At 35.0% G+C, this 12,613-nt stretch carries 18 protein-coding genes; 5 read left to right on the top strand and 13 right to left on the bottom strand.

The features are described 5' to 3' along the window. Positions 1-26 precede the first annotated feature (26 nt). The 3 genes from PR800_RS07515 to PR800_RS07505 all read right to left on the bottom strand — a co-directional run bounded on the left by PR800_RS07515 (position 27) and on the right by PR800_RS07505 (position 2,551). Positions 27-959 carry an endonuclease gene (locus PR800_RS07515; protein ID WP_229597604.1) on the bottom strand — a complete coding sequence of 311 codons (933 nt, stop codon included), beginning with the start codon at positions 957-959 and terminating at the stop codon, positions 27-29. 318 nt (positions 960-1,277) lie between these two features. Next, positions 1,278-1,748: a threonine/serine exporter gene (locus PR800_RS07510; protein WP_102139658.1), complete on the bottom strand. Its 471-nt coding sequence runs from the start codon at positions 1,746-1,748 to the stop codon at positions 1,278-1,280. Next, the gene (locus tag PR800_RS07505) at positions 1,739-2,551 is read right to left on the bottom strand and encodes a threonine/serine ThrE exporter family protein (protein ID WP_102139659.1); all 813 of its coding nucleotides are present in this window, start codon (positions 2,549-2,551) and stop codon (positions 1,739-1,741) included. The genes PR800_RS07510 and PR800_RS07505 overlap by 10 nt, the downstream gene beginning before the upstream one ends. 200 nt (positions 2,552-2,751) lie before the next feature. Here PR800_RS07505 and PR800_RS07500 point away from each other — a divergent pair, with 200 nt between their 5' ends. Continuing rightward, positions 2,752-3,393, top strand: a complete 642-nt coding sequence (locus PR800_RS07500; protein WP_102139660.1) for a TetR/AcrR family transcriptional regulator — start codon at positions 2,752-2,754, stop codon at positions 3,391-3,393. On the opposite strand, the gene PR800_RS07495 is transcribed toward PR800_RS07500, so the two are convergent. Beyond that, a complete protein-coding gene (locus PR800_RS07495) occupies positions 3,390-3,791 on the bottom strand; it encodes a hypothetical protein (protein ID WP_229597572.1) in 402 nt (133 codons plus the stop codon). The genes PR800_RS07500 and PR800_RS07495 overlap by 4 nt on opposite strands. Positions 3,792-4,034: 243 nt before the next feature. Between PR800_RS07495 and PR800_RS07490 the strand changes: the two genes are divergently transcribed. Continuing rightward, a complete protein-coding gene (locus PR800_RS07490) occupies positions 4,035-4,328 on the top strand; it encodes a DUF5339 family protein (RefSeq protein WP_036958707.1) in 294 nt (97 codons plus the stop codon). Between the two features lie 55 nt (positions 4,329-4,383). Here PR800_RS07490 and PR800_RS07485 read toward each other — a convergent pair whose 3' ends face one another. The 8 genes from PR800_RS07485 to PR800_RS07450 form a co-directional block, all read right to left on the bottom strand. Next, the gene (locus PR800_RS07485) at positions 4,384-4,821 is read right to left on the bottom strand and encodes a universal stress protein (RefSeq protein ID WP_102139662.1); all 438 of its coding nucleotides are present in this window, start codon (positions 4,819-4,821) and stop codon (positions 4,384-4,386) included. 169 nt (positions 4,822-4,990) lie between these two features. Next, positions 4,991-5,326: a hypothetical protein gene (locus PR800_RS07480; protein WP_102139663.1), complete on the bottom strand. Its 336-nt coding sequence runs from the start codon at positions 5,324-5,326 to the stop codon at positions 4,991-4,993. A 125-nt stretch (positions 5,327-5,451) separates the two neighbouring features. Continuing rightward, entirely contained in the window at positions 5,452-5,880 is a 429-nt protein-coding gene (locus PR800_RS07475; protein WP_102139664.1) for a universal stress protein, read from the bottom strand. Positions 5,881-5,995: 115 nt separating this feature from the next. After that, positions 5,996-6,433, bottom strand: coding sequence for a glyoxalase (locus PR800_RS07470; RefSeq protein WP_206276812.1), 438 nt, complete (start codon positions 6,431-6,433; stop codon positions 5,996-5,998). A gap of 80 nt (positions 6,434-6,513) precedes the next feature. After that, a complete protein-coding gene (locus tag PR800_RS07465) occupies positions 6,514-7,443 on the bottom strand; it encodes a Gfo/Idh/MocA family protein (protein WP_166265425.1) in 930 nt (309 codons plus the stop codon). Between the two features lie 329 nt (positions 7,444-7,772). Next, the gene (locus PR800_RS07460; RefSeq protein WP_256372925.1) at positions 7,773-8,573 is read right to left on the bottom strand and encodes a YaeF family permuted papain-like enzyme; all 801 of its coding nucleotides are present in this window, start codon (positions 8,571-8,573) and stop codon (positions 7,773-7,775) included. A 201-nt stretch (positions 8,574-8,774) separates the two neighbouring features. After that, positions 8,775-8,963: a stationary-phase-induced ribosome-associated protein gene (sra, locus tag PR800_RS07455; RefSeq protein WP_102139667.1), complete on the bottom strand. Its 189-nt coding sequence runs from the start codon at positions 8,961-8,963 to the stop codon at positions 8,775-8,777. Positions 8,964-9,345: 382 nt separating this feature from the next. Further along, complete coding sequence (locus PR800_RS07450; RefSeq protein ID WP_181489840.1) at positions 9,346-9,756, bottom strand: hypothetical protein; 411 nt, start codon at positions 9,754-9,756, stop codon at positions 9,346-9,348. Between the two features lie 288 nt (positions 9,757-10,044). Between PR800_RS07450 and PR800_RS07445 the strand changes: the two genes are divergently transcribed. The 3 genes from PR800_RS07445 (at position 10,045) to catA (ending at position 12,143) form a co-directional block, all read left to right on the top strand. Then, complete coding sequence (locus PR800_RS07445) at positions 10,045-10,740, top strand: aspartate/glutamate racemase family protein (protein WP_195698612.1); 696 nt, start codon at positions 10,045-10,047, stop codon at positions 10,738-10,740. A 327-nt stretch (positions 10,741-11,067) separates the two neighbouring features. Then, the gene (locus tag PR800_RS07440; protein ID WP_102139669.1) at positions 11,068-11,310 is read left to right on the top strand and encodes a helix-turn-helix domain-containing protein; all 243 of its coding nucleotides are present in this window, start codon (positions 11,068-11,070) and stop codon (positions 11,308-11,310) included. Positions 11,311-11,501: 191 nt separating this feature from the next. Continuing rightward, positions 11,502-12,143 carry a type A chloramphenicol O-acetyltransferase gene (gene catA / locus PR800_RS07435; protein ID WP_166265206.1) on the top strand — a complete coding sequence of 214 codons (642 nt, stop codon included), beginning with the start codon at positions 11,502-11,504 and terminating at the stop codon, positions 12,141-12,143. Positions 12,144-12,233: 90 nt separating this feature from the next. Here the strand turns inward: catA and PR800_RS07430 are convergent, their stop codons facing one another. Continuing rightward, on the bottom strand, positions 12,234-12,374 hold the full coding sequence (locus PR800_RS07430; protein ID WP_206277118.1) for a hypothetical protein: 141 nt from the start codon (positions 12,372-12,374) through the stop codon (positions 12,234-12,236). Positions 12,375-12,613 lie beyond the last annotated feature (239 nt).

Raw genomic sequence — 12,613 nt, 5'->3', positions numbered from 1 at the left:
ATTAACTACTGTGGCTTACAAGATAATTAGCGTCTTTTACAATTTCCCGCTAACTCAAAACCTGCGGCTTTAGCTGCTTGTTCATTAGTGAAAATAACTGCATTTTTATCGGCAATGGTATTGAAGCTAGCGCAATGTGAAAAATGATATTTTTTTGAATTACGATTCCCTTTAATTTCAACCGTATCTGGTACAATAGATTTATTTTCTATTATCTTAGTCTGAATCAAAGGTGAAACTGGAGAAACATTAACTCCCTCTGCGCCATTTTTATGGTTTAAACTCCATTTTTTCTCCCCTGTCACAAATGGGTTATGATGCCCCATAATTTTAGCGATTCGATTATCTCGCTTGATTTCCCAAGACGTTGGAGGATATTTATTATCCCACGCCATCAATAACTGTTGCTGTTGACGTGACATAGACAAGTTATAACGGTCATGCATATAGAAATATACTCGGGCTACTTGCCCTTTAGCCTCATTCCTTGGTTCAAAGACTTTTTGTTTAAAATCAACTCGGCTGCGGCACATTCCGTATGGGTACGGCGTATTAGTAGGTAATTGCCCAAAACTAAAGTTGCTTCTATCACCATTCACCTCACCAATAGAAGGCGCTAAATTATGCATATCTGCTTCCATTCGGCCAAAAATAGGGTCACTAGACACACAGTTTTTTCGCCCCCCTTTTTGCCAGCATTGTCTTTGATGACCAAACACCCATGCAGGAACAATATGCTCCCATTCAATACGTTCAGCTCGGTTCTGTTGTTTACGCACTTGATAGCCGCAAGAGGCTAAATCGACTTTCCCCCCGCTTTTTCCTACCCATTCCCACTGGCAGCCGCAGTATATTGTTCCCTCACCTTGGTGGTTTTGATCTGCATAAACCTGAGTTTTACTCAGCATTTTGGCTTCAGTAAATGAATTTGGTGCAGAAAATGAAAAAGCAGAAAAAATAAATAATAGAACCGAAAAAACGAATTGATAATATTTGGACAAGCTAAATTGTTTCAAAATAACACCACTAATAAGAATATATGCGAAGAATTTAAATGAATGCGTTAGTTTTTCCTCTAACACATTAATGCATAAGAAGAAATATCACATATTCTAATCAAATAGTAGCATTAATGATATCAGCGATGACTCAATTTTATAGTTCACCACCACATCAGAATTTATGCAGCTTTAATAGAATTTCTAACTCTTATTAGTAAAAGAGCAAGGTATGACTTACGGATATAGCAGGAATACCCGTAAGCCATCCCTTAAAAATTACACACTTGGTCTTTTGCGATATAACCATAAACCAGGTAAAGAAATACCAATAGACAAAGCTCCAACAATGAAGGAGGCCTTTAAGAAATTAGTCACTAAGACCTCAACTAATTCAGGGTCATAACCAGATTGCGATATTTTTACTACTGAAATCATTGCAATATAGGCACTAATACCTGGGAACATTGGGATCACGGCGGCAACAGTAAACACTTTAGGATGGGCTAACCACCAACGCGACCACTGAATACCAATAATACCAATTAAAATTGCCGCAAGAAAACTTGCCCACTCAATTTGCAAGCCGAGTGTCATCAGTATCATTCTAAAACCATAGCCAATAGCACCTAATAAGGCGCAATATTTCAATGCCCTTACAGGCACATTAAATACCATCGCAAACCCCGCGGCCGGTATAGCGGCTAATAGCATTTTCTCACATAAAGAGAATAGAAATTCTATGCCCATTCTTTTAAACCCCAGACTGTCATTGCTAATACAACGCCAATGCAGGTAGCCAAAGTAAGAAGGCTCGCCATTGTCCAGCGCGCTAATCCTGTATTAACATGCCCTTTAAACATATCCGCGACTGCATTAATTAATGGAAAGCCTGGAACTAAAAGCAATACACTGGCAGCCATCGAAATCGTTTCTGTGACCGCCAAATACGGTATTTTCAGTAATAAGCCGGAAACGGTTGTCGCGACAAACGCAGTAATACAAAAATTAATTAGCGGGTTCATTTGATGGGAGGTTAATACTTGCCGAACATACATTGCACAACCACTGGCTAAAAATGTAATTAACGCACTCTCCCACCCTCCTCCATTCAACTTGCTGAAACAAGCGCAAGATAAAGCCACCATCAAAACCATTAACCATCGAGGATAACGTAACGGTTTAATTGATGATAATTTCTTTTGTAATTGTTTTCGGTCTAATAAATGGTGTTCAACTAAAATTACTGCATGCTGAACTTCAGTAACAACATGCATATTTATACCACGGTCAATAATACGTCGCGTTGACGTTAAGCAACGGCCATCAATTATAGTGGTTAAAACCAATGAATTAGATGAGATAGCACTATCAACTTGACTTGCCCCAAGCGCAATTCCCAGACGAGTCGTCAATTGTTCGACGAGCATACTTTCAGCACCATGTTGCAATAACAATAAACCACACTCAATACAGAGCCGAGTTACTTCACGTTGCTGATTAACGGGATCATTTTGGTCTATTTTTTGTTCATTTAATGCATGCTCTGTCATCTTGCCCCCAACATTATGACAACCATTCAGATATCATCCTAAACATGTTAATCTTTATAAATATCATAAAGACAAATATCAGCTTAAATGATGATCTCTTTCAGGTAAATCTATGATTGAGGTCACGTGATTTAAACTATTTCAGTAAAATTTGTTATGTTACTTTCTTATTTGAAGACAAATAGCAGGATTAACCATTCATGAATAACCCTCTTACAGCTAAAACCCCAAAAGGCCGACGTCGTCAACAGGCTTTGATCGCTGCGGCAACTGAAATTTTTCTGCAATATGGGTTTGAAGGCGCAACATTGGATATGATTATTGAAAGAGCTGGGGGCTCTCGAACAACTTTATATAAAAACTTTGGGGATAAAGAAGGGTTATTTGCCGCTGTTATTGCATCTATGATTGATGATATTTTTCAAGAACCTGATGAAAAAATGCCCCCATTAGATACGATTGAGTCTATACTTTCTTTTTATGGCTCTCGATTTTTATTAAATGTACTTAAGCCTGAATCCATTGGGTTATATCGGTTAATATTAGGTGAATACAACCGTTTCCCTGAAATAACGCACGCGTTTTTTGAGCAAGGCCCAGTAAAAAGCTATCGCTTATTAACACAAAAATTAGCTTTACTTCCTGATGTTAAAGTGGATGAAAAAACATTATTAAGTATTTCTTCGCGTTACCTAGAAATGCTAAAAGCGGATGTCTTTATCACCACTTTCTGTATTGCTGATTTCAAGCCCAGCGATGAATTTATTCAACAGCAAATTGCTATGTCTGTTGATATCATCGCCAGTTATATCCGTAAAATCAGTAAACACACAATCAACTAGGCTAAAACTGATTGGGCCTGCTCTTTTGCTGTTGTTCCATCCGCTGCGATTAAAACCTGAGGGCCATATAACGCAGACAGCATAGGTGCCATGCGTTCCATCTCCTCTTTATCTCGGCCATCGGGTTGTAACGTAACAACTAGGGCGCGACAATGCTGTTCCATCGCTTCTTTAGTGTCTTTTAACCAACGACGCACATATTTCATACTTTGCATATCTTCTGATGATGGTTTTTCTTTTTTAACCACTGGCGGGTATATCAAGACAAATTCATTTCTTCTCGCCAATAACATATCCATCTCTTCTAACCACAAACGTGTTTCATCCATAGTAGAGGGAAATATATTCATCTCACAGATCGGCCAATTTTCTGTTTTTATCATATTTTTATTCATCATAATCATCTCTTTCTTTATCATTATTTAAAGTGTACTTAAATGTACACTTTTACATTGCACTCAGTCAAGAATGATTATCATTTGTATTTTGCAAATTATGCTATTGTCGTTAGTGACCAACAGGAATATTCTCAATATGTAGAAAAAACTTATCAGTTAAAAACATTCACGTGTTCGAATAGTGCGTTTTTGAATATGGGGTGTTATTCTGACGATATTATGAATTTTGAAAGCGAAAATACGATGAAAAAAACTCTTCCGATTGCATTTAGTCTATTAATGGCTTTCACTGCATTTAATGCAAATGCAGGTGCAACCTGTGATACTTATTTCAAAGAAATGAACGACCTTGTTAAGCAAGCCGAAGAACAATATAAAGATGAAGCCAATGCAGGTGAACAGATTGCATTAATGAAGTCTCAACTAGAAGAAGCGAAAAAAGCCCTTGCTAGCTACCCTGATGATGCACAAGAGCAAGCTTGCAGCCAAGCACTTAAAGCAATTGAGCAAGCCAAAGAAGCGGTTAAAACCCCCTAGGTTTATTCGCTCTTAATAGACAAAAAAATAGCCTGCCTAGCAGGCTATTTTTATTTTATCGAACGACAAGTACCGAGATCTTCGCATAGGACACAATCCCTGAAGCATTTGAACCTAATAAATGCGTTGAAATACTTGGATTGCGTGAGCCGATAACAATAAGGTCAGCATCAATTGCCTCAGCTTCTGATAAAACTTTATCTCGTGGTGAGCCAAACTCAACCTTATAAGAGATTTTATCTGACGGATAATCAATTTTTTCAATGATTTCTTTTAGCTGTTCTTCTGAACGCTCAAGAGCTTTTTTAGCAAATGAAGACAATAAATCATAATGATAACTGTAGCTCATTGAAAATCTTGAAACATCTGGAACTGAGTGAAATAAGTGAATTTTCGCATTTGAGATTTTTGCTAAATAAATAGCATGTTTTAATGCGTTATCTGTTAATACATCTTCAGATATATCCACGGGAACCAAAATTGTTTGATACATATGATGCCCCTTATTAATTATGTTTAGATTTTTATTCAAGTTGTATTGTTGTGTATTTTTACAACTTAATTATTAGGCGTAGCGGGTGAATATTTTCCTTTTAGTCTTTCAAAGTATAGTCTTACTACACTAAAAAAGCTGTGAAGCCCCTTACTATTACAACAAAAAATTATTCTTCTAAATGCCATTTATGCAAAATGCGATGAATGAAAGGAGTTACAATTAATCCAATACTGATAATAAAAACGCTTTGTAAAAATAAACCATAAATAGCGATAAAGAAACGACCTCCTCGTGTAATAGGAGCCGGCTCAATAGCTTGTCCACTCAACATAGACAACGCATTAAGCATTGACTCAACAGCTGAGTGGCCTTCAATAACATAAAAACCGATGATACCGGGTAATAACCCAAGAAAAAAAATCAAAAGTCCGAGTAAATAAAAACGCAAAACTCTCAGAACAAAGTGTTCAACACGCAGTAATTCTTGCGAAAACTTTTCCATACTGACTCAAACTCACCTTGTTATAAGTAAGATCAATCAACTTGAGTGATAAAGCTAATAAAATTGGAAATACCAATAATGAAATAAAAAAGAACCTACCCTATGAGCAGGCTCTCCTCTAATTATTAACGTACAACCAACACTGATGTCTCCGCGTAACGCACGATACCTGCGGCAGTTGACCCTAAAAGATGAGTTGTAATATTTGGGCGACGAGAGCCGATGACAATAATATCTGCACTAATGTCTTTTGCTGTATTAATCACTTCATCTCGTGGAGAACCAAACGTTATCGTATAACTAACGTCATCGTGAGGTAAATCAATTGAATCCATTAACATTTTCATGTCTTCTTCTGCTTTCACTGTCGCACGGTCTTTTATTTCCATGTAACCTAAAGCGTACGCATTAATAATTGCTGAGGAAATGGGTAAAACATGAATAAGATGAATTTTAGCACCCGATTGTTTTGCTAGATTAACTGCATGACGAACGGCTTTACTGGTTAATTCATCTTCTGTTAAATCGATAGGGACCAGAATCGTTTTATACATAACCCCTCCTAAAAATAGTTAAAATGAAGTTCTACAACAAAATTATAAACAATTACTAATAAATGTCTCTTATCCACAAAGATAAATGAGATCTCTAGCTACAAATAAAAGCAGGTTATTCTCTTAGCCATGGCGTCACCGTTAAACCAACTAACATACCTTCTGGGCTTAATAACCTTGTTACTGTTTGTCCCCAAGGCTCCATTCGGTTATTAACTAATAAGATATAACCGTCCTTAAGGCAACTGTCCGTGATTCTTTCGATGTCAACAACCTCAAATTCCATCCAACTTTGTGGTATCGGTATATTTTCAGGCCATTCACTTTGCCTAAAACACGACTGGGCTGCTTGTTCTATAGGCCAAAGTGCAAAATGTTTAACTCCTTCAAGCCCTTCTTGTTCGCAAGTTAAATATTGGCTCCCTTCTTCTATTGGCTTTAAAGGTAGCTTTAACAACTCAAGATAAAAAGAATGGCTTTTATTATAGTCAGTCACTATCGGGCCAAACCCTGCAACAAATAATACGTCAGAGCTTTCTTGTAAATGTATCATCCGGTGTTCCTATATCATCATGAGATACCAAAATTTTAACGTTTAATAGAGTCGATAATTACGGTTACCCTATCACATAATTAATCGCTGACTTTATTCGCTGTAGATATCATTTGTTCAACCATGCGTTGGGCTTTCAAGCCCTCTTCACCACTGATCAACGGTTGAGTTTGATTTGAAATAGAATCAACAAAGTGACGAATTGCGCCATCAAAACCGCGTTGAACTAAAATTGAATCCCAATTAGCGGGTTTTTTCTCACTAATACCAACCACATTTTCACTCCACCAGTGGTTCATATTGGTTATTTGATGAATACTGTCCTCTGCAATCACAATAAGTTGCTCTTGTTGACTTCCTGCTTTGCGATGCATCGATGTTGTTATCCAACAGTGACCCGCTTGCATATGGTGCTCTGCATAAAACAACTCGTCAGCATTTGTTTTATGAATGCTACCACTGATTAACTCTGCATGATTTGGCGCTATCCATAATACAGTATCAACGACATGCAAATAATCATCTAATAGAGTAAATCTAGCGTCACTCGGCCCTACGTTGTCCATACGGTGTTTATCCATACGAATAGACCTGATTTTTTTAATATCTTGTTTAATTGACATATAAAACGGTGAGAAGCGGCGGTTAAATCCAACCATTAACATTTTCTGGCGCCGCGCTGCTAATTCAATTAATTGCTCAGACTGTTCCGTTAACTCAGTCAATGGCTTATCAACATAGACATGAACGTTTGCATCTAATAGCCGCTTGATTACCTCAAAATGGCTTTTCGTCGCACTATGAACAAAAACAGCGTCACATTGCTGTGCAAGTGCATCAATATTACTAAACAGAGGAATACGATAACTGTCACAAATCAGTTTTGCCTTCAATTGATTAGGCGAAAAAGCGCCAATCAACTCCCAGTTTTCCTCTCTAGTTAAGATTGGTAAATACGCTTTTTGTGCAATAGCTCCTAAGCCGACTACACCTACCTTTAATTTTCGCATCATAAACACGCCTATTAATGATTAATCTCAGGAAGAATAATCTCATTAATGTGTTTTTTTAAAAAAATTTTTTATTCGAAAAGTAATTTTCATTAGAGTTAAACCTACAATACATTGTTTTTTATAAATAAAAAACGTATTAAGGCAAAAAAAGGAAAGAATTAACTACATAAAAAAAGGGGTTGATTTCTTAAATGAGAATGGTTATCTTTTACTTCGTGAATACTTGAGTAAATCACTCAGGTTTATCACAAACGACATTGCTCACATTGCTTCCAGTTTAGCAGGCCAACTTTATATGTTGGCCTTTTTTTTAGTTTAATTACACACTATTTTCTGCGTATTGCACTGCTAAAGCTCCATGATTTCAAATGTCCAACATACGATAAACGTTGAGTTGGCATGAAAGTCGGTACATCACCTGTACGCATATGTAATATATCCGCAGGTGTTATCCATGATGAATTCCCCTCAAACAAAGGAATACCCGCATACTTATAAGCATCTAAGACAAACTGTGAACAAAAGAAACCATTAGCTTGGTCTATATCATCGCCTAATTGAACTGTCGCTAATGTTTTTAAGCAAAAATTACGTATCGTTTCACCAATTAATGGAAGTTCACATACTCTTTTTGTGATCATCCAAGGAGCAATCATCACAATACCTTTATAGTTATACTTATTTCCATTATTTTGAACTGAAAATTCGCGTAATTTTTCTGCATGTAATGATGTTAAACCAGCTTGTCTCAACACTACCATGTTATTAGAATCCTTCACTGCTTGGTCTAACGTAATGATCCTAACCCCACTTCCAACAGATTCAGCAACCTCCCCCAAACCCAGATAAATAGATGCGTGGCTTACCCCGCTAATACTAAATAACCGAATTCCCCATGAATTTAACCCTGTAGCAGATGATAAAAGAATATCACCTGGCAACATATCAGAAACAGCCAAGGTCTCTACAGAGTCCTTAATAGGAACCGTATTTGCGTGTTGAATATTAAATTTTAAACGGTTAGTTTCTTCATCGGATTTAAACTGAGTAGAGCACCCTAAAAGAGAGAAACAAAATAAAAATAGTAGGTAACAAAAAAATTTCATTCTACAACACCTGATAGCCATCTTTCTTTTTAGTTTTTAATTAATGCGAATAATATCGCTTAATCTATTTTATGACTACTGTTAATTTTTATAATAGAAAACTCAGGCAATGACTCATATGGGGAATATTGAAATGAGATAATGTAATTTAATAAGAAAATTCCAGTTCTGATTAAATAACTTTAACCCCCTAGTGAGTACTAGAGGGTTACATTCATTCAATTAACTAATAACATATTCTGGGTAAAAAACAGTTACTGAATGATATGTCTTCTTTTCTGTCGCTTTATTCTTTTGCACTGCAACTGTGGAATTATCTTTAGAACTCAGCGAAACACGTATGTTTTTTTTAGAGCGGCTTAATTTATAAGGCATACCTAACAAACGACGTGCATTATTATTACTAACCATTATCGACTCCTTAAACTACTAAATTAAAAATTCATTAAAAAATGAACATCAAAAAATATAGTCATCGTTGACCACAAAGGCTTCTTTTTGTTTCATAATAATAACAAAACAAAGTGTAACATCTTTAGTATAACACTAAGCTAGTAATATATAATCCAGTTTTATTTGTTAGTTTCATGGCGTTACTATGTGATCTGTGGTATTTCTCTATTTATTCAAAAATTATATTCAATTTCCTTGAAAAACTATTTGAATCTATGTTCTTACAAAATAGTCCCAAAAAATGGCCACCTGCCCCACTGTATTGAAATATATCGTCTAGCCTAGGCCACGAAAAGTAACCTAAAACGTGTGCTATAAAAATATTAGCACACGTAATTCCTTACTCTAGTGGTGAAGCAGGACTCGAACATTTATCATTCCAAATTTGATTAACTTGTTCTGGCAATAGTATTTCATGCCCTCCGTCAATAAAGGGAATTGAAATATCCATGCGGCCTTCATCATTAGTATACGATTTAACAATAAAGCGCTTGAATCCATCAGGCTTATCATTTTTATATCGATAAACCTCCCCACAAACATAACCCACCTTACCATTATCCGCTGTGTAGCGAGAAAAATGATATTCAATATTTCTAAATTTTGCGGCTTGTGGATACGCTAAAACATCATAAACATTCTTTTTCACCTGCTCAACTAAGCTCAATTGGGTCGGCTTCATATATAGTGCTCCTAACAGAAATGCAGCACCAAAAATAAGTATTGCAATGATTACTTTGAAGAAATTCATTTTTATTATCACCATATATGACCAATTTTGTAGAAATAATGTTCATTATGATAATAACCAGATATCAATTTAAATCCATCTTTAAAACGTAAAATTTTCTATATTTATCCTTTTTTTATCTCAATAAGTTAAATACAAAAACCCTTTGATATGTAATGTTAAATTGTGTTTAATATTACAACTGTTTTCTCCCCTTAATCATCTAGAGAAATTTACCTCGTTTCTCTTGTTTTTCTTTGTAGGCAATCAGTATAGTAAGAAAACGACACAATAATAGGAACGCAAAGAATGAAAACAATAGGCCTTATTGGTGGTATGAGTTGGGAATCAACATTACTATACTACCAACAGCTTAACGAAGGCATAAAACAACAGCTAGGTGGCTTGCATTCTGCTAAAATTGTTTTATATAGTGTTGATTTTGCTGAAATAGAACAGTATCAATCTAGCGGGCAATGGGATTTAGCAGCACGATGTTTAGCTGATGCAGGAGATCGTTTAAAGCTTGCAGGTGCTGATTTTCTTGTTCTTTGTACCAATACCATGCATAAAGTCGCACCACGCATTGAGTCTCAAACGGGTCTTCCTTTATTACATATAGCCGATGCAACAGGTGAACGCATTATACAATCGGGTATTAAAAAAATTGGGCTCTTAGGTACTGCTTTTACTATGGAACAACCTTTCTATAAACAAAGGTTAATTGATAATTTTAATTTGAATGTATTAATACCCAGCGAAAAAGATAGAAAAATAGTTCATGATATTATTTATAATGAACTCTGTTTAGGGAAAATCAATGATGAATCTAGAAAAGAATACCAGCGTATAATGGCATCCCTAGTAGAAAGTGGTGCTGAAGGTATCATTTTAGGATGCACTGAGATAACATTACTTGTTAATCAAAATGATACAACAGTAGATATATTTGACACTACCGCTATTCATGCTCAAAAAGCTGTAGAACTCGCGCTATCTGTTTAATCAATATTAACGAACAATAGATTCTGTCTTTAATGATTATTGTTAAAGATAGTTTCTGTTAAATAACTGTATCAAAATTAACATATCATTAAGTGGAAAATTGTATTTTATGCCATTAAATAGAATTTCATATCTATTAACCTTCACCTTTAGATTATAAAACACAACAATGTTACTTTATAATTATTTACTATACCTTATGAAATTTATTTTTAATCTTAAGAACTTAGGTTTATTTCCTCTTAAACTTACAGATTATTACCCATTGAATATTAATTTCCATCTAAGATAATAAAAAAACCAAAACCAAACTTATAACAGGTTACTATGAATAAAAATAATGTTGGCAATGCAGTACTCGGTGAACTCATTAAGCAAAAGCGTATAGAACATCAAATTACGACAAAAGAAATGGCAGAATTAATATCTATCCCTGAAAAATCATACATAAAATATGAAGATGGGACTCTCTCCATATTTATTGAGCACCTAATGGTACTATCTAAAATACTCAATATAGATATCAAAACTTTCTTTGATACTTACGTCAACGCACAATCATGTGTATGAATACATGGTGCTATCACGCAAATTGTGCCTTGCATTGAAGGAGTTAAATTAGAGACCTCGACAAACAAAAGTAGGCTAGTTAAAATACAAGTATAACTTCAACATAATATAAAAAATCATTATGAATCAATTGAAAACAGAGAAGTTCCCCTTCTAATAACAATCACATTAACTTATTAGAAGGATAAATTATGAACTATACTAAATTTAATATAGAGACATGGTTACGTAAGGAACATTACAACACCTACGAAAAGACCATAAATTGTGGGTTTAGTTTAACAACGAAAATAGATATCACCAACTTTAAAAAGCATATAAATTCAAATGGATATGAATTTTACCCCTCGGTAATTTATTTATTATCACGGGTAGCTAATACCTATAAAGAATTTAGATTTGCCAAAAGAAATGGTGAGCTTATTTTGTGGGATGAAGTTAACCCCAGCTTTACTATCTTTCATAAAGATACTGAAACTTTTTCTTCCTTATGGTGTGAGTACTCTTCAGAAATGGCAGTGTTTATGGAGAACTATCACCAGCAACTAGCATTACATAAAGATAATCTCAATTTGCAGCCTCAATCACAGCAAATTGAAAATGTATTCTATGTATCATCTTTACCTTGGGTTTCATTCGATAGCTTTAATCTAAATATTGCAGATATTACTAACGCTTTCACTCCTATTTTTACTATGGGGAAATACTATAGTGAAAATAATAAAATATGGCTTCCCTTAGCAGTACAAGTACATCATGCTGTTTGTGATGGTTTCCATGTGGGTAAATTTTTAACTACTTTACAAAAATTGTGTGATGAATTACCTCGTTAGTATCCCCGTATGACTTTCCACCATGAAGGAAGCGAGTACTTCCTTCATGTGTATCAGATTAGCCTCATTGTGATGATACTTTCATCATTTTTAGTTAAAAAATAACAAGCTTATATAAATAGCATCCCCAATAGCACTACTTTGAAAAAAATATTCTGTTGGCGTAATTACCATTTTAATGGTACTAGCTAGTAAAGAAGAAACCAATTCAATAGGGTCAACTGCTGGCATATGTCCTCCGTATTTTCTTATATATTAAGTTCTTCTTATTGCTTAAACAATAAGATAAAGATTATAAAGAAGGTACCACTCCCAATATATTTTCCACTTTTTTATAAATCTCGCTGATTAGACTTTAAGTATATAACAATAATAGCTTAAAAACAGAATGTACAATTATCTATCAACAAGAGAATGCCACAACTTAAATAAACTGTAGAAAATAATTATCCAAGGTATTGGCCAAACAA

Origin of the sequence: Providencia sp. PROV205 (assembly GCF_028479505.1) — a bacterium.
GTDB classification, from domain to species: Bacteria; Pseudomonadota; Gammaproteobacteria; order Enterobacterales; family Enterobacteriaceae; genus Providencia; species Providencia huaxiensis.
The sequence above is the reverse complement of the archived record's forward strand: the minus strand, read 5'-3'. Positions and strand labels throughout refer to the sequence as shown.

What these genes read in the sequence shown, in the direction of transcription:
- PR800_RS07505 (WP_102139659.1), bottom strand. Translation starts at nt 2,551, where the DNA reads ATGACAGAGCATGCATTAAATGAACAAAAAATAGACCAAAATGATCCC.
- PR800_RS07485 (WP_102139662.1), bottom strand. Translation starts at nt 4,821, where the DNA reads ATGTATCAAACAATTTTGGTTCCCGTGGATATATCTGAAGATGTATTA.
- PR800_RS07460 (WP_256372925.1), bottom strand. Translation starts at nt 8,573, where the DNA reads ATGGCTATCAGGTGTTGTAGAATGAAATTTTTTTGTTACCTACTATTT.
- PR800_RS07480 (WP_102139663.1), bottom strand. Translation starts at nt 5,326, where the DNA reads ATGGAAAAGTTTTCGCAAGAATTACTGCGTGTTGAACACTTTGTTCTG.
- PR800_RS07490 (WP_036958707.1), top strand. Translation starts at nt 4,035, where the DNA reads ATGAAAAAAACTCTTCCGATTGCATTTAGTCTATTAATGGCTTTCACT.
- PR800_RS07440 (WP_102139669.1), top strand. Translation starts at nt 11,068, where the DNA reads ATGAATAAAAATAATGTTGGCAATGCAGTACTCGGTGAACTCATTAAG.
- PR800_RS07430 (WP_206277118.1), bottom strand. Translation starts at nt 12,374, where the DNA reads ATGCCAGCAGTTGACCCTATTGAATTGGTTTCTTCTTTACTAGCTAGT.
- PR800_RS07475 (WP_102139664.1), bottom strand. Translation starts at nt 5,880, where the DNA reads ATGTATAAAACGATTCTGGTCCCTATCGATTTAACAGAAGATGAATTA.
- PR800_RS07500 (WP_102139660.1), top strand. Translation starts at nt 2,752, where the DNA reads ATGAATAACCCTCTTACAGCTAAAACCCCAAAAGGCCGACGTCGTCAA.
- catA (WP_166265206.1), top strand. Translation starts at nt 11,502, where the DNA reads ATGAACTATACTAAATTTAATATAGAGACATGGTTACGTAAGGAACAT.
- PR800_RS07495 (WP_229597572.1), bottom strand. Translation starts at nt 3,791, where the DNA reads ATGATGAATAAAAATATGATAAAAACAGAAAATTGGCCGATCTGTGAG.
- PR800_RS07465 (WP_166265425.1), bottom strand. Translation starts at nt 7,443, where the DNA reads ATGCGAAAATTAAAGGTAGGTGTAGTCGGCTTAGGAGCTATTGCACAA.
- PR800_RS07450 (WP_181489840.1), bottom strand. Translation starts at nt 9,756, where the DNA reads ATGAATTTCTTCAAAGTAATCATTGCAATACTTATTTTTGGTGCTGCA.
- sra (WP_102139667.1), bottom strand. Translation starts at nt 8,963, where the DNA reads ATGGTTAGTAATAATAATGCACGTCGTTTGTTAGGTATGCCTTATAAA.
- PR800_RS07510 (WP_102139658.1), bottom strand. Translation starts at nt 1,748, where the DNA reads ATGGGCATAGAATTTCTATTCTCTTTATGTGAGAAAATGCTATTAGCC.
- PR800_RS07470 (WP_206276812.1), bottom strand. Translation starts at nt 6,433, where the DNA reads ATGATACATTTACAAGAAAGCTCTGACGTATTATTTGTTGCAGGGTTT.
- PR800_RS07445 (WP_195698612.1), top strand. Translation starts at nt 10,045, where the DNA reads ATGAAAACAATAGGCCTTATTGGTGGTATGAGTTGGGAATCAACATTA.